Annotated in this window: 16 protein-coding genes; 5 read left to right on the top strand and 11 right to left on the bottom strand. The window is 45.6% G+C overall.

Annotated elements, in window-relative coordinates:
* Positions 1 to 497 precede the first annotated feature (497 nt).
* From C6Y39_RS17240 to C6Y39_RS17230, 3 genes are all read left to right on the top strand, one after another.
* The gene (locus C6Y39_RS17240; RefSeq protein ID WP_105932708.1) at positions 498 to 1,202 is read left to right on the top strand and encodes an aspartate/glutamate racemase family protein; all 705 of its coding nucleotides are present in this window, start codon (positions 498 to 500) and stop codon (positions 1,200 to 1,202) included.
* 62 nt (positions 1,203 to 1,264) lie between these two features.
* Positions 1,265 to 1,648 (top strand): VOC family protein, encoded by a 384-nt coding sequence (locus tag C6Y39_RS17235; protein ID WP_105932460.1) that lies wholly within the window; start codon positions 1,265 to 1,267, stop codon positions 1,646 to 1,648.
* A 242-nt stretch (positions 1,649 to 1,890) separates the two neighbouring features.
* Positions 1,891 to 2,559, top strand: coding sequence for a class I SAM-dependent methyltransferase (locus C6Y39_RS17230; RefSeq protein WP_105932459.1), 669 nt, complete (start codon positions 1,891 to 1,893; stop codon positions 2,557 to 2,559).
* Positions 2,560 to 2,685: 126 nt separating this feature from the next.
* Here the strand turns inward: C6Y39_RS17230 and C6Y39_RS17225 are convergent, their stop codons facing one another.
* The gene (locus C6Y39_RS17225; RefSeq protein ID WP_105932458.1) at positions 2,686 to 4,026 is read right to left on the bottom strand and encodes an MATE family efflux transporter; all 1,341 of its coding nucleotides are present in this window, start codon (positions 4,024 to 4,026) and stop codon (positions 2,686 to 2,688) included.
* Between the two features lie 124 nt (positions 4,027 to 4,150).
* Here C6Y39_RS17225 and C6Y39_RS17220 point away from each other — a divergent pair, with 124 nt between their 5' ends.
* Positions 4,151 to 5,389, top strand: coding sequence for a polysaccharide deacetylase family protein (locus C6Y39_RS17220; RefSeq protein ID WP_105932457.1), 1,239 nt, complete (start codon positions 4,151 to 4,153; stop codon positions 5,387 to 5,389).
* 77 nt (positions 5,390 to 5,466) lie between these two features.
* Here the strand turns inward: C6Y39_RS17220 and C6Y39_RS17215 are convergent, their stop codons facing one another.
* The 6 genes from C6Y39_RS17215 to C6Y39_RS17190 are packed head-to-tail and all read right to left on the bottom strand — an operon-like array spanning position 5,467 to position 10,057.
* Positions 5,467 to 6,054 carry a GNAT family N-acetyltransferase gene (locus C6Y39_RS17215; RefSeq protein ID WP_105932456.1) on the bottom strand — a complete coding sequence of 196 codons (588 nt, stop codon included), beginning with the start codon at positions 6,052 to 6,054 and terminating at the stop codon, positions 5,467 to 5,469.
* Position 6,055: 1 nt separating this feature from the next.
* The gene (locus tag C6Y39_RS17210; RefSeq protein ID WP_105932455.1) at positions 6,056 to 6,700 is read right to left on the bottom strand and encodes an SCO family protein; all 645 of its coding nucleotides are present in this window, start codon (positions 6,698 to 6,700) and stop codon (positions 6,056 to 6,058) included.
* Positions 6,697 to 7,614, bottom strand: a complete 918-nt coding sequence (cyoE, locus tag C6Y39_RS17205) for a heme o synthase (RefSeq protein ID WP_105932454.1) — start codon at positions 7,612 to 7,614, stop codon at positions 6,697 to 6,699. Before cyoE ends, C6Y39_RS17210 begins: the two co-directional genes overlap by 4 nt.
* Complete coding sequence (locus tag C6Y39_RS17200) at positions 7,607 to 8,815, bottom strand: COX15/CtaA family protein (protein ID WP_105932453.1); 1,209 nt, start codon at positions 8,813 to 8,815, stop codon at positions 7,607 to 7,609. The genes cyoE and C6Y39_RS17200 overlap by 8 nt, the downstream gene beginning before the upstream one ends.
* Positions 8,816 to 8,820: 5 nt before the next feature.
* Entirely contained in the window at positions 8,821 to 9,360 is a 540-nt protein-coding gene (locus tag C6Y39_RS17195) for a hypothetical protein (protein WP_105932452.1), read from the bottom strand.
* The gene (locus C6Y39_RS17190; RefSeq protein WP_105932451.1) at positions 9,353 to 10,057 is read right to left on the bottom strand and encodes an SURF1 family protein; all 705 of its coding nucleotides are present in this window, start codon (positions 10,055 to 10,057) and stop codon (positions 9,353 to 9,355) included. Before C6Y39_RS17190 ends, C6Y39_RS17195 begins: the two co-directional genes overlap by 8 nt.
* Positions 10,058 to 10,102: 45 nt before the next feature.
* On the opposite strand from C6Y39_RS17190, the gene C6Y39_RS17185 reads away from it, so the two are divergent.
* Complete coding sequence (locus C6Y39_RS17185) at positions 10,103 to 10,312, top strand: DUF2909 domain-containing protein (protein WP_105932450.1); 210 nt, start codon at positions 10,103 to 10,105, stop codon at positions 10,310 to 10,312.
* 14 nt (positions 10,313 to 10,326) lie between these two features.
* Here C6Y39_RS17185 and C6Y39_RS17180 read toward each other — a convergent pair whose 3' ends face one another.
* From C6Y39_RS17180 to coxB, 4 genes are all read right to left on the bottom strand, one after another.
* The gene (locus C6Y39_RS17180) at positions 10,327 to 11,220 is read right to left on the bottom strand and encodes a cytochrome c oxidase subunit 3 (protein ID WP_205664219.1); all 894 of its coding nucleotides are present in this window, start codon (positions 11,218 to 11,220) and stop codon (positions 10,327 to 10,329) included.
* A gap of 23 nt (positions 11,221 to 11,243) precedes the next feature.
* Positions 11,244 to 11,831 (bottom strand): cytochrome c oxidase assembly protein, encoded by a 588-nt coding sequence (locus tag C6Y39_RS17175; RefSeq protein ID WP_105932449.1) that lies wholly within the window; start codon positions 11,829 to 11,831, stop codon positions 11,244 to 11,246.
* Positions 11,832 to 11,960: 129 nt separating this feature from the next.
* Positions 11,961 to 13,595 carry a cytochrome c oxidase subunit I gene (ctaD, locus tag C6Y39_RS17170; RefSeq protein ID WP_105932448.1) on the bottom strand — a complete coding sequence of 545 codons (1,635 nt, stop codon included), beginning with the start codon at positions 13,593 to 13,595 and terminating at the stop codon, positions 11,961 to 11,963.
* A gap of 9 nt (positions 13,596 to 13,604) precedes the next feature.
* Entirely contained in the window at positions 13,605 to 14,768 is a 1,164-nt protein-coding gene (gene coxB, locus C6Y39_RS17165) for a cytochrome c oxidase subunit II (RefSeq protein WP_105932447.1), read from the bottom strand.
* Positions 14,769 to 14,842 lie beyond the last annotated feature (74 nt).

Genomic DNA, 14,842 nt, shown 5'->3' with positions numbered 1-14,842 from the left:
GAGTTTAGCTAGGCCCCTCTAGGTATTCTAACCTATGCAGACGCAAGACATTCATAAAAGCTGGCAACGATTCAAAATAGGCTTAACTATTTTCGTTGTCGGCGTCTTGCTGCTATTTACATTAAGCCATATACACACATCGCTATATGTTCTCAGTATGACCGTGCTATTTGGTGGTTTTGTCATTGCCATGTTTGGCTATATCGGCATTTTTCTAGCGCGTTTTTCGTCTTTGAAAAATAGGAAGCCGCCCCCCAAATTCTGACTTCACGTTCGCTTTACCTGTCTGCCTCCCGTAAATACGTGCGATAAACGGCGATTAACGACGTCAATTTTTGCGCCGCGTATCACGCTAAATTTGTGTAGCCCCCCTCTAAAATAACGTTCTCTACGTTTGTTCAACCCACAAATTATCTTATCGCGCCAGTAGTCAAAAATGGATGTTAACGTTAGATTAGAGATCGTGCTAAGTATCTAAAAATGGAAGGTGGCCTGTGGTGAAGACAATAAAGAAACTTGGCCTACTCGGCGGTATGAGTTGGGAATCTACGGTAAGTTATTATCAAGCGATAAACCGCGGCGTAAATGCCCGACTTGGCGGCCTGCATAGTGCACCGCTTGTGATAAGCAGCGTTGATTTTGCACAAATAGAACAGCTTCAGCATAAAGGAGAATGGGATAAAACTGCTGACATTCTAATTCGCGAGGCAAAGCATTTAGAAACGGCGGGTGCAAAGGCCATATTAATTTGTACCAATACCATGCACAAAGTTGCAGCTGATATTGAGCAAAATATCTCTGTTCCTCTTATTCATATTGCTGATGCCACAGGGCGCGTGTTAAAGCAAAACAAGGTTAAAAAAGTTGGGCTGCTAGGTACGCGCTTTACCATGGAGCAAGACTTTTATACCTCTCGCCTTGAAACGCTTTTTGGCATTCAAATTGTCGTTCCTGATGATCAGCAAAGAAACACGGTTCATAACATTATTTATGAACAATTATGCAAGGGCGTGATTTGTGTTGACTCCCGTAACGCGTATATTGAAGTAATTAACGCGCTTGCTGATAAGGGTGCTGAAGGTATTATTCTAGGCTGTACTGAAATCGCGTTATTAGTTCAACAAAAAGACACCAATGTTAGGTTGTACGATACGACGGCTATCCATGCCTCAGCAGCGGTAGATTTTGCGTTAGCCGACTAAATCGCGTGTAACTTAATTTTGATAAAGGGGTTTTGCCCCTACCATTTTCAGAGGACACAACTATGTTTAGCCACGTTATGTTAGGTGCGAACGACCTTGAAGCTTCAAAGAAATTCTATGATGCCATTTTAGGCGTACTGGGCCACGAGCCCGGCGTTTATGACGAACACGGACGCGTATTTTACTACACGGCAAAAGGTATTCTGGCGCTTACAAAGCCGATTAATGGTGAAGAAGCCACGCATGGTAACGGCACAACGCTAGGCCTTGCAGCCCGTTCACCAGAAGTGGTGGATGAATGGCATAAAGTGGGCAGCGAGAATGGAGGAATTCCATGTGAAGATCCTCCTGGCATTCGTGGTAGCGGCGAGCGCCAACTTTATCTTGCTTATTTACGGGATCCGGCCGGCAACAAACTCTGCGCAACGCATATCGTAAAGAAGTAACGATTACTGAGCCTGCTTAAGAAGCTTACAGCAGGCTATTCACCTCATGTAGCGATCTATTCGGGTTATATGAAGTAAATAAGCATAGGCGTGGTTATTGGGTAGATCTATTCCCTTGGTGAGTCTCGCCTTCTACTTTTCTTTTCTCTACACTACGCACTACGCACTTCGCACTTCGCACTATACATTTTTGCTAAATAAATTACCCTTGAACCTGTAAAAGCGCAGCTTATAGAGGGCATATGACACCTGAAGAAACTGGCAAGGCCTACGACACTATTACACATCTTTGGACTCGCCCCGAGTTTAATCATGAAAGCGGCATGCGTGCTTATAAAAAAGCGCTGTCATTTTTACCCGACGCCTCATTGGGAACGTTCGATAAAGCGGTAAGCGAAAGAATAAATGAAGATGAAGCACAGAAAAAAGTCTACGCGCTAGATATAGGCTGCGGCTGTACCAACCGTTTTATTCCCATTATCGAAAAAACAGGACTAACCTACGAAGGCATTGATGTTTCAAAAGACATGCTGCTCATTGCAGCATCACATTTACCCACCCATACCTTTTATCATGATGATATTTGTACATTTACACTATCAAAACCCTATCTGTTTATTAGTGCTTGGGATAGCTTTTGGCATATTCCCTTAACGCAGCAAGAGCCATTACTGAGAAAATTAGTGAGGCATTTAGCCGACGAAGGAGTTTTGCTTTTAAGCTGTGGAGGCACAGATGAAAGCGGGCAATACACGAACGAAGTAATGGGGCCAAAAGTCTACTACGCCTCGCTTGGACTGCATCGATACTTAGAAATATTGATAGATGAAGGCTGCTTTGTTCGTCACGTTGAATTTGATCAGCATCCAGAGCTTCACGCCGTTATCATGGTGCAAAAGAGAAACGTTTAAAAAATTCAATCCTACAAACGATTGAAGTATTGGCAATTGCTTGGGGCGTATTTAACACTGCCTACCTCATTTGAAAGAACGCGTTTACTAACGCGCTGCGACATTTTTTTATTTCGCTTATCAGCTTTATGATGTTGTTAGCTCATCGCGTTTGTCTAAACGGTAAAAACTTAACGCCAGAGTCACACCGCGGGATAGCAGGAAGGCAAGGAGAGCGTACCACAGGCTGACGTTACCCTGGTGCTGCGTGAGATACCACACAGGGAAATATACACCTAACGCACTAATTATCATGGTATTTCTCATTGCGCTGGCTCGGGTAAGCCCAACGAAGACACCATCATACAAAAAGCACCAGTGCGCCAACAATGGGAGTAAAACCATCAAACCAAGGTAAGGTAACGCTGCTTTTACAATATCATCATGCTCGGTAAGAAGCTGAATTATGGCTTCACCCCCCGCGTAAAATATCAGGCTGTAGATGAGGGCAAAAGCACTCGACCACGCCAGTCCTTGATAGGTACGGCGTTTAATCTCTGCTTTATTTGAAGCACCTTTAGCTTCACCCACCAGCGCTTCAACGCCATAGGCAATACCATCAAGCCCCAGCGCAATTAAAACAAAAAACTGCATGAGTATGGCATTAACCGCCGCCGACGTTTCGCCATAGCGAGCACCTTGAATGGTAAGAAACGCTAAGCAGCCTTGCAATGCTAAATTCCGTAGCAGCATGTCACCGTTTAGCTTCATCAGTACTTTTCGAGCTGCACGGTTGAACCATGACGCACTTACCGTTACACCGCCAACCTGCTTAAACGCTACTGCTAACGCCATAATTGCCATAGTATATTCAGCGATTACACTCGCCAGCGCAACGCCAGCCACCGACAGGTTAAACCCGAACACAAACACCACATCGAGTGCGGCGTTTAACAAATTTCCCACGATTTGTATCGCCATAACGCTGCGCGTTTTTTGCTGGCCAACCAACCATCCCACCAATGCAAGATTAAGCATGGCAGCCGGCGCGCCCCATACTCGCGCTGAAAAATAACTTTGAAGGTGAAGGGCAACTTCGCTGTTGGGTTGAGTTAACGTTAAGCCTAAAGAAAGAATTGGAGATTGAAGAGCAAGCACGGCTCCCCCCAATAGTACGGCTACTGCAACCGTTTGCCACAATACTTTTGCTGACTCAAAGGTGTTGTTCGGCGAGCCCTTAGCCTGTGCACTAAGCCCTGTCGAAGACATGCGAAGAAACCCGCAAACCCAGTATATTTGCGTTAAGATAAGCGCGCCTACCGACGCCCCCGCAAGCATTGCAGGTAGCGCCATATGTCCCAATACTGCGGTATCCACTAACCCTAAAAGTGGCGTGGTAATATTCGCTAGGATCATGGGAAGCGCTAAAGCCAAAAGACGAGTATGATCATCAAAAAATGAGCGCTGAGTTACTGGGGCACGGGACATAAATGATCTCAGTAGGGGTTGGTTTCGCTATATACTATCAACCTATGCAACAGCATAAGTGAAAGGCGTACTTGTTTGACCAAACAAAAAAGACTGACCAAGTCGCCTTGTTTGGAAGTTTACCATGCTATCGAATTTAATCGGGCACTCAGTGGATGATGATATGAAAACCAACACCTTGATTCAAAATAAAGCGAAGAATCGCATTAATCTAAACGTCTTATCTTCGATGTTAGTGGGGGTTTTCAGCGCGCTGTTCTTCGAGTCTAGCTTTGCTTCAGGTGCTGAAGAATATACCGCTGCAAATCCTGTTTCATCTATTAAATCCAATATACAGCATGAGGGAGGGACGAGCAGCAAGCCTAGTATAAGTACCGTACCTAACGCCGCGATTTTACTTTATCACCACGTTTCTTCGTCCACGCCAGCCAGTACCAGTATTTCACTTGAGGCTTTCAAATCTCACATGGAATACTTAGACGCTCACCATACAGTTGTGCCACTGCAAGATGTTGTTTCAGCGATACAACACAATACTACACTGCCAGAGAAAGCGGTCGCTATTACCTTTGACGATGGATACGCAAATATTTTAGAAAATGCGCATCCCATACTCGCTGACTTGGGCTTTCCGTATACTATCTTCATAAACCCTGATGAAATTGGCGTAGGCCCGAAGCAACTAACATGGGAGCAGGTTATTGCTATGCACAACGACGGTGTCGTTTTTGCCAATCACACCCTAGATCATTTGCATATGCTTAACGGTGAGCAAGAAATGGACGAGCGTGCATGGCTCGACAAAGTATGGCAAAACGTAGAGAGCGCTGAGAAGAAAATAGAAGACAAATTGGATAGTAGCCTTAAATATCTAGCGTATCCGTTTGGGGAGTACAATACGGCACTCGCTAACAAGCTTAAAACTGAAGGTTACATTGGGTTCGGTCAGCACTCAGGAGCAGTAGGCCCAACGAGTAACATGCAGGCGCTTCCGCGTTTTCCGGCGGCAGGCCCATATGCCAATCTAGCGACACTAAAAACTAAGTTAAATAGCCTTGCTATGCCGGTAACGCACAGTTCACATGAAAACCCTCGCATGACAACACGAAACCTATCATCACCGATCAGCTTAACGATAAACAGTGACGACGTGCGCCTTGCCCAAGTGAACTGTTTTTTTGGTGGCGATACCATAAAGACAAGCGTTGAAGGCAGCGTGCTTTCTTTTAATTTGAGTGAAACACTTCCGGTGGGACGTTCACGGGTGAACTGTACGGCGCCGTCAAAAACACAAGCAGGGCGCTATTATTGGTACTCAACACCTTTTTTCGTGGCAGACGAAAAGGGTAATTATCCTGACTAGGGCGCAATTATTAGCGAAAGTAAGACTAGGTGCGAGCGCGTATTATAAAGCCCGCACTTATATAAGAAAACGTTTACCTATACAGGCTTGGCAAATCGTATAAAGCCTTTGTTTATCGACTCTTCTTGGAAGTTATGATGCTGGTAAAAGCGAATAGCCGGAATGTTCGACACTTCAACATCTAGCACCAGCTTACGCTTTTTCAGCTTGTCCGCCCTTTCATGCATGGTATCTATTAATCGAGAGCCTACGCCGCTGCGCTTCGCGCTTTCGGCAACAGAAAGGTGCCCAATCATTAACTCACTCGTTGTGGGAGGGGTAAGATTTACAGCAACCGTTTGATTGCGCATTAGGACCGTCATGGCTTCGTCAAGAGTAAAATATGACGTGATACTATCAAGCGTCGCTCTATCGAACGCAGCCCCTAGCTTACTATGCCATGAAGTGACAACACCCAGTACTTCACTGCCTTTACTAGCCACCCAGTGGTTCTTGAAACCGTACTGGCCACCGCCTAACTCCCAAGCGTGAGCAAGATAGCCATCGGCTGTTTTATTTTTATTGTGTCCGAAGATAGACGTTAACAATGACTGTGCCGCGTTCAATATAAGCGGCGTAGTTTGCGCAGCATCAGATGCTATGCCTTGCCTGATTTTGATTTCCATATTACTGCTTCGAAATAATTACTGGCATGTCTGCCAATATTTGCTGAGGATCACTTACCGATAGCTTCCCTGGCTCTCTTTTTGGTTTAAATCTTCCTATCACCCTAGCTTCAGGGTCGACAAGTACAACAGAAGCACTGTGATCAACTAGATAATTGGGGTTGTCGGTGCTTTCTGCGATAGCATACATCATTCCCAAATTGCGAACGAAGGGAAAAAGCGCCTTGTGCTCACCGGTTACGGCGATAAATTCCTCATTAAAATAGTTTACGTACTCTGCAAGTCGTTCTACTGAATCGCGTTTTGGATCTACCGATACAAAAACAACTTTAATAGGTTGGACACTCTCTAGGGCTTTTAGTTCAGGGTATATACCGTTCAATTCAGCCATGGTGGTAGGGCAGATATCAGGGCAAAAGGTATAGCCCACAAACACAAGACTCCATTGCCCTTCCAACGATGCGTTATCGAAAATGTCGCCATCATGTGACGTTAATTCGAACGGCGTGATTTCACGAGGTTCAGGATAGGCTTGAAAGTATTCAGGTTGGCTTTCAACAGATGGGGGCGCGATATAAAGCGCCCCGACGATGCCCGCACATAATGCTAAAAATGCAACAAGGCCGACGATAGTTCGTTGATTCATAAACTCAATGGTACATAGTGATCTAAGAGTAGTACAACAAACAATACCATGAGATGAATAATTGAAAACCTAAAAGTTTTCATTGCAGTTTCAGGTTGCGCATCGAATTTAAGTTTTAACGCATAATACAAAAAACCAATATTGAGAAGACTCGAGCCTATCAAGTAAATAAGGTCGCTCATTCCTGTCAGATAAGGAAGTAAACAAACAAGCCCTAACAAAACGGTATACAGCAGAACTGAAGTTTTAGTAAAGGCAACGCCATGGGTTACCGGCAACATAGGCACCTTGGCCTTGGCGTAGTCTTTTTCTCTGTGAATAGCCAGCGCCCAGAAATGGGGTGGAGTCCATGTAAAAATGATGAGTACGAGCAGCAATGCGTGAGAGTGAACTTCTCCTGTTACCGCGGTCCACCCCAAAAGAGGAGGAGCAGCCCCCGCTAACCCACCAATAACGATGTTTTGTGGCGTAGCGCGCTTTAGGTACATTGTGTATATGAACGCATAGCCGACCAAACTGGCCAAGGTTAACCACGCTGTTAGCATGTTTACGAAAAGAGCAAGCACAACAAAGCCCAATACTCCCAAGGTGCCAGCAAACCATAGCGCGTGGTTAATACTTACCTTGCCTTTAGCTACCGGTCGGTTAAAGGTACGCGCCATTACACTATCAATCTTATGATCTACAACATGATTAATAACTGCTGCAGAAGCTGACAGCATGCCAATGCCTAACAAACCACATATCAGAATTTTCGCATTGACCCAGTTTGGCGTGGCTAAGCACATACCCACAAGGGCGGTTAATAGTAGCAGCATAACCACATTAGGCTTAGTCATCTCATAATAATCACGCCACGTTACGACCTGATGTTGGCGAGATGTACGAGCGTGTAGCGAAACCGATTTAGCCATAGAAACCTCCTGGAGCTCTAGGGAGAATATGAGAAGACGTTGACCCAGCAATAGCGTTAGGTGTCGATGCGTCCGTTCTGAATGCGCCAGCACTATGCAAGGGGCGTGAACCTGATAATGCATGACTATTTTGTCTACCACTGTTGAGGGCACGCGTATGCTGTGTCCTTGTCACTAGCGTAAAAATTAGATTTATCAACGATAGAAGCAGTATCGCAGCCACCGCGTTGTGTAAAACGGCTACGGCGAGTGGCAACATGAAGACTACATTGCTGATACCTAAAGCCACCTGTGTGAATAGCGCTAGTATCATAAATGCACTTACATGTTTTTGTTTTGATGTAGCGTAGCGGCTTACTAAAACACTAATCCCCAAGGCGAGTAAATACACAAAGGTAATGAGAGCACCTAATCTATGAACAATATGCATAGTGACTCGCTCACCATAATCATGAGCGCCAAATTCATAGTTTTGTGCATCAGGAACGCTAAAGGCTCCGGGGATATCGATACGCTCTTGCCAACCACTCTCACAAACAGGCATCTCTGTGCACGCAAGTGCGGCGTAGTTAGCAGAGGTCCACCCCCCAAGCGCAATCTGCGTTATTAGAACGCCTGCGCCAATAAAAGCTGCAAGTTTAAGGGATGACTGAAATGAATTAGCTTTCTGTGACGTATCTGAGGCTGCCTTTTCGATTGGGACATCGTTTAGATCCAAATGGTATGCTTCGTAAGTGCGATTGCGTAAACGTAAATAAAGCACAAAAAGACAGGATAGAACCGAAAAGCCTCCCAGTAGATGCCCCATTACGACGACAGGTAACAAGTTGAGCGTTACTGTCCACATGCCAAGGGCAGCTTGAAAAATTATTAACCCAAGTAAAAGCAGAGGAAGCTTCACCGGCGTGCCTTTATGACGCTGTCTTACTGCAATGATAGCAATAGCCAACACACAAAGCCCTAGGGTCCCTGCGAAGTAACGATGAATCATCTCATTCCACGCTTTGAATGCCTCGACAGGACGCTCTGGATAGGCTGCGTTTGCCTGAGCCACTTTCTCTTCACTTAAGGGCACGGTAAGGTTGCCGTAACATCCAGGCCAGTCGGGACAGCCAAGGCCCGCATCGGTCAAACGTGTATAGGCACCTAAAATTATGACAACCGCCGCAAGGAAAATACTAAATAGTGTTAACTTCTTCATAGCGATTACCCTATGCGTGATAATTTCAAGAGCTTTCTCATGTCGGCCAGCATATTGCGACTTTCCATCACAGCATCTTTTCTATCATCCCTAATCTCGTAAAAGAGCATGGCATTATTCTGCGTATCTACAATGTAAACACTGCTTGAGGCAAGAGAGGTGGGTGTGGTAACCATCATTGTCTCAACGAAAGGGTATTCACGTAAGGCAGCTATTGCACGTTTATCACTGGAGGATGTGGTGACAACTAGTGCTTGAGCACGGTCAGATTCCTTTCCCAGTGCCAGCCACACTTGATTAATGCTAAACAGTGCATTCTCACATACGGCATCACACTCGTCTGGCATAACGTAGAGCAAACGCCATTTAGGATCTGCGTCGTCAAGTAAAGCCCCCATATCAATAGTGGGCGACAACAGTTGCCCCTTATTGGTAGCGCCTTTGGTAAACCAGTCATTTTCTAGTGCTAGCTTTGCCAATACCACCGGCAAAACAAACACTGCCACCATAATGATTAAGGTTTTCTTTGAAGCAGTATTACTCATAACTTCGTCCTTTCTTACTAATTGCATAGCCGCCGATGGCCGCTGCCGCGATGGCTAACCCAAACCATTGAACGGCGTAACCAAGGTGCTTTTCTGGAGACATTACAACGGCTTTGTATTCGCGAACATAGGCGGGATCAGGCGTTGTAAGGTGAAGAATAAACGGTAAAAACTTTCGCTCTAGCGCACTGCCAAGTGCAGAAAAGTCTATGTGTTGAATAAGTGTTGGACTAGTAGAAAGCGACATATTCGTTTCTCTCACCAGCGGGTTTTCGCCAGGCACACTAATAACGCCTTCGAACGCCCGTGTTTCACTCGATAAACTTATGTTCGGTAGGGTTCTTACTAGATCTGGCGCTGGTAACCAGCCAAAGTTGACGAGCAACCATCCCGCGTTTGTATAGACCGGTGCCAAAACATCAAAGCCAACGCGCTGATTGTGTATCTGATTATCTAAAAAAAGAACGTGATTACCATCGAGCTGCCCCTTCACCGAGACAATAATGTCACGAGGGTCTGAATGCGTCAGCGCTGCCTCTAAACTCAAGGTTCCATTACTTTGCTTTTGCGCTATGCTAGCTAAACGTTGTTGCTTTTGGACCATGCGCTCAAGTTGCCAGTATCCCAAGCCGCACATAGCTGCCACACTAATACCCGTAAGTAACCAGGGTATAAAATGGCGTGGGCGAGAAAACATGATTATCTGGCTCCGTGGCGCATTAGAATAAAAAAAGAGGTCAGTATGCTAATAAAAATCGTCCTTATTGCTTTAGTGCTATTTATGATTGTGAACTTGTTCATGGCAATGCGAGTTATGATTAAAAATGACACGACAAAAGGCCCCATGAGTAAATACATTGGTCGACGTGTCCTCACTTCTGCCATCATTGTCATTCTTATCCTTATCGCTATTGGTACAGGCTTGATTACCCCAAACCCAAGACCTTATTGAGTCTGGGGGTTTTTTTATAGCACGTAGACAAAGATGTAGAGCATTACCCACACTACGTCTACGAAGTGCCAGTACCAGCTCCCCGCTTGAAACGCGAAATGGTTGTCTGGCGAAAAGTGCCCCTTTAATACCCTGAAAAACAGTACGATCAGGATGATGGTACCCAAGGTGACGTGCATACCATGAAACCCAGTGAGCATAAAAAAGGTGTTTCCGTAAATGCCTGACTGAAGTGTTAGCCCTAAATCGCGATAAGCATGGATATATTCCTCTACCTGAAGGAACAAGAACCCACACCCAAGTAAAATCGTTATGCCAAGCATTAAAGTTAATTGCTTACGTTTATTTTGCTCCAACCCTACGTGCGCAAAATGCAGCGTAACTGAAGAAATAAGCAGAATGACAGTATTTATAGTTGGAAGACCTGCGGCACTCATCTCTTGTGTGGTAATGCCACCAGGTGTAGTAACAAGGGGCCACATCGCCTCAAAGGTTGGCCATAACACTTCGTTGGTCATGGCATTGTTTGATGCTCCACCCAGCCATGGCACAGCAATAAATCGCGCATAATAAAGTGCACCAAAGAACGCGGCGAAGAACATGACTTCGGAGAATATAAACCAGCTCATTCCTTGTCGATAGGAACGGCCCAACTGATCGCTATAAAGCCCCGCCATCGATTCATCGATTTGATTTTTAAACCAGCCAATCAACATTACGAGCAAAACCGCGATACCTGCTAAAAGAATATAACCTCCATAGCCGGCCTCACCTTTCGTCGCTTCAACCACAAAGTTGCCTGCGCCTACGGCGATAAGGAATAACGCAACGGCTCCTACAATTGGCCAAGGGCTTTGCGCGGGTACGTAATATTTTTGGTAGTCGTTATTCTGAATTTCGGACTGCATTTTTTTCTCCTTACCCCTTGCGCCTATTCACCGGCAGACGGTGCTGAAGTCATAAAGGGATTCGGTGTTGTCGTTAGGTCACTTGCTCGCGCTGTGACGTCATAGAGTGTGTACTGCAATGTAAAAAATGTAATATCTTTTGGTAGCTGAGGGTCGACGTAAAACTGCATGGGCATATACGCTTCACTCCCTGCATCCAGAGGCTGCTGGTTAAAGCAGAAGCATTCGGTTTTGTTTAAGTAGAGTGCTGCCATACCAGGAGATACAGAAGGAATCGCTTGCGCCACAATATTACTCGACGCCGGGTTTCTCACGTAGAAAGAGACAGTATTGAGTTCACCAGGATGAACTTTTACGCGTTTGGTTTCAGCACGAAATTCCCAAGGCATTCCAGAGTTGGTTCGGGTTATAAACTCGACCGTGACTTCCCTAGATTCATCAATTTCTACTGATTGGTAAACCGCTGCGCTTCCCTCTGTCTTGCCGTTAATCCCTGTCACGTCGCAAAACACATCGTAAAGGGGCACCAGGGCGAAGCCGAAGCCAAACATGCCGATGACAATCGCAACTAGCTTGATCACCATTTTGTTATTTGCACTTTGTTGTGACATCACGCTACCTCCGGTTAAATCCAAAGGTGAGGGCAATTAGACGTGTGAAAAAACTATCTAATTACTCCACCATTTAGACAGTGTGGATTGTTATCCACACTGCCCACATTCATAGCAACAACTGCCTGCTTATTTCACAACGGGCGGTGTTTCGAATGTGTGATAAGGAGCAGGCGATGGAATCTCCCATTCTAGACCTTCTGCGCCATCCCATACTTGTGACGACACGGCCTCCCCCTGCTTCTTACACGCCTTGATAAGTAGCGCCAAGAAGATCAGTTGAGAAAGGCCAAATGCAAAGCCGCCCAAGCTTATCCATTTATTGAAGTCGGCGAACTGCAGAGCATAATCTGGAATACGGCGAGGCATACCTGCCAAACCAACAAAATGCATAGGGAAGAAGAGGACATTTACTGAAATGAGCGAGCACCAGAAATGCCATTTCGCAAGTGTGGTGTCATACATTTTCCCTGTCCATTTAGGCAGCCAGTAATAGACAGCAGCCATAATGGAAAAGACAGCACCTGTTACCAAGACATAGTGGAAATGAGCCACAACGAAATACGTGTCGTGGTATTGGAAGTCAACGGGCGTAATCGCAAGCATTAACCCTGATAAACCGCCAATAGTGAAAAGCACAATAAAAGCGATAGCGAACATCATCGGCATTTCAAAGCTTAGAGAGCCGCGCCACATTGTTGCAACCCAGTTGAACACTTTTACACCTGTCGGCACAGAAATAAGCATGGTGGCAAACATGAAGAACATTTCCATGTACACCGGCATCCCCGTCGTAAACATATGGTGAGCCCATACAATAAACGATAACAGTGCTATAGACGCGGTAGCATAAACCATCGACGCATAGCCAAAGAGCTGCTTTCTAGAGAAGGTAGGGACTATTTGAGAAATAATGCCAAACGCTGGCAGAATCATAATATAAACTTCAGGATGCCCAAAGAACCAGAATATATGCTGGAACATAACAGGGTCGCCACCACCAGCAGCATCGAAGAAACTCGTGCCAAAGAACTTATCAGTTAATACCATGGTTACCGCCCCCGCGAGCACCGGCATAACCGCTATAAGTAAAAACGCAGTTATTAGCCATGTCCACACGAACAGGGGCATTTTCATCCACGTCATACCCGGTGCACGCATATTAAATATGGTAACGATTACGTTAATCGCTCCCATGATTGACGAAATACCCATAATATGAACAGAGAACACGAAAAGCGCCGTTGAATCCCCGCTATAAGTGGTTGAAAGCGGAGCGTAAAAAGTCCAACCAAACGCAGGGCCGCCTCCCTCCATAAAGAGCGAGCTAAGCAAGATTAAAAACGCACCCGGTAATATCCAAAAACTCCAGTTATTCATTCGGGGCAGTGCCATATCTGGCGCGCCAATCATCATTGGAATTAACCAGTTAGCCAGTCCTGTGAAGGCGGGCATCACCGCCCCAAATACCATGATAAGCCCATGTACCGTGGTCATTTGATTAAAGAAATTCGGCTCAACTATCTGTAGACCTGGTTGAAAGAGTTCGGCTCGAATGACCATCGCCATCGCTCCACCCACTAAAAACATAATAAAAGCAAACCATAGGTAGAGCGTGCCAATGTCTTTGTGATTAGTGGTAAACAGCCAGCGAGTTATCCCCTTTGGAATGTGATCGTGGTGTTCATGGTTATGCTCATCATGCCCGTGGCCAGCGTGGGGCGCAGCGGTATCTGGCGAGATAACTTCAGTTGCTTTGCTCATGATCTGCTCCTAGTTTCCGTTTGCCACAGCGTTGACATCTTTGGCCTGAACCATATCTCCGGTATTGTTTCCCCATGCATTTCGTTCATAGGTAACCACCGCCGCTATTTCTTTTAGGCTAAGCATTTTGTTAAATGCCTGCATCGCCGTACCCGATTTACCGTGAAGCACGATATCAATATGGCCTTTTTGATCTTCAAGGGCCATTTTGCTGCCCTTTAACGCAGGAAATACGCCTGGCAAACCTTCACCGTTAGGCATATGACAGGCGGCACACGTCGCGTTATAGACGCGCTCGCCCTCTTTCATCAACTCATCCATTGACATGTTCATTGAAAGTAATCGCTGTTCTTCTTCTTTCGCCAGACGAACCTTTTCCTCTTGTTCACCCATCCATTTATCAAACTCAGCCGGCTCTTTGGCGATAACTACAACCGGCATATAACCATGATCTTTTCCGCAAAGTTCTGCGCACTGTCCGCGGTAAATTCCCGGTTCGTTTACTTTCGCCCACGACTCATTGATGAACCCGGGATTTGCGTCTTTCTTCACGGCGAAGTCAGGTACCCACCAAGAATGAATCACGTCGTCAGAAGTAATAAGAAAACGAACTTTTTTGCCCGTAGGAATGACAAGCGGGCGATCGACTTCCAACAAATAGTTATCTGTTTTTTCAAATTTGTTTTCGATTTGTTCCCGCTGAGTAGCTAGAAGTGAATAGAATTCGACGTCGCTATCCATGTACTTGTAGTGCCATTTCCACTGCGACCCCGTTACTAGCACCGTCATATCAGGTTCAGTGGTATCCTCCATGGCAATGAGGGTGTTCGCTGCGGGAACCGCCATAAAGATAAGAATGAGAAAGGGGATAACTGTCCATGCAATTTCCACCTTTACATTTTCATGAAAATTTGCTGGCTTGGCGCCTCGAGATTTTCTATGTAAATACATAGAAACAAACATTACGCCAAAAACCACTACCGCAATGCCGACGCAAATGAAAAACATCAGCATGTGAAGGTCATATACTTGGCCACTAATATCGGTCGCGCCGCGCCTCAAGTTCAATGAAGAAGCTTCTTCTACCGTTTCCTGTGCGAAAAGCAATGAAGAGAAAAGCAAAGCTGATATGGTTGCACACCACTTTGCCACTATGGTCGTTTGTTGTTTCACTCAGCACCTCCGTAATGGTAGGACTGAAGACGCTTTCTTTGAGCGCGATACCCTACCAAATGAATTGCGAACGC

The organism is Alteromonas gracilis (assembly GCF_002993325.1).
GTDB lineage: Bacteria > Pseudomonadota > Gammaproteobacteria > Enterobacterales > Alteromonadaceae > Alteromonas > Alteromonas gracilis.
The sequence above is the reverse complement of the archived record's forward strand: the minus strand, read 5'-3'. Positions and strand labels throughout refer to the sequence as shown.

Excerpts from the sequence above, each read along its gene's own strand:
- cyoE (WP_105932454.1), bottom strand. The coding sequence starts at position 7,614 with ATGGCTAAATCGGTTTCGCTACACGCTCGTACATCTCGCCAACATCAG.
- C6Y39_RS17215 (WP_105932456.1), bottom strand. The coding sequence starts at position 6,054 with ATGGAAATCAAAATCAGGCAAGGCATAGCATCTGATGCTGCGCAAACT.
- C6Y39_RS17180 (WP_205664219.1), bottom strand. The coding sequence starts at position 11,220 with ATGCAGTCCGAAATTCAGAATAACGACTACCAAAAATATTACGTACCC.
- ctaD (WP_105932448.1), bottom strand. The coding sequence starts at position 13,595 with ATGAGCAAAGCAACTGAAGTTATCTCGCCAGATACCGCTGCGCCCCAC.
- C6Y39_RS17220 (WP_105932457.1), top strand. The coding sequence starts at position 4,151 with ATGCTATCGAATTTAATCGGGCACTCAGTGGATGATGATATGAAAACC.
- C6Y39_RS17210 (WP_105932455.1), bottom strand. The coding sequence starts at position 6,700 with ATGAATCAACGAACTATCGTCGGCCTTGTTGCATTTTTAGCATTATGT.
- C6Y39_RS17185 (WP_105932450.1), top strand. The coding sequence starts at position 10,103 with ATGCTAATAAAAATCGTCCTTATTGCTTTAGTGCTATTTATGATTGTG.
- C6Y39_RS17235 (WP_105932460.1), top strand. The coding sequence starts at position 1,265 with ATGTTTAGCCACGTTATGTTAGGTGCGAACGACCTTGAAGCTTCAAAG.
- C6Y39_RS17175 (WP_105932449.1), bottom strand. The coding sequence starts at position 11,831 with ATGTCACAACAAAGTGCAAATAACAAAATGGTGATCAAGCTAGTTGCG.
- C6Y39_RS17195 (WP_105932452.1), bottom strand. The coding sequence starts at position 9,360 with ATGAGTAATACTGCTTCAAAGAAAACCTTAATCATTATGGTGGCAGTG.
- C6Y39_RS17230 (WP_105932459.1), top strand. The coding sequence starts at position 1,891 with ATGACACCTGAAGAAACTGGCAAGGCCTACGACACTATTACACATCTT.
- C6Y39_RS17225 (WP_105932458.1), bottom strand. The coding sequence starts at position 4,026 with ATGTCCCGTGCCCCAGTAACTCAGCGCTCATTTTTTGATGATCATACT.
- C6Y39_RS17190 (WP_105932451.1), bottom strand. The coding sequence starts at position 10,057 with ATGTTTTCTCGCCCACGCCATTTTATACCCTGGTTACTTACGGGTATT.
- C6Y39_RS17200 (WP_105932453.1), bottom strand. The coding sequence starts at position 8,815 with ATGAAGAAGTTAACACTATTTAGTATTTTCCTTGCGGCGGTTGTCATA.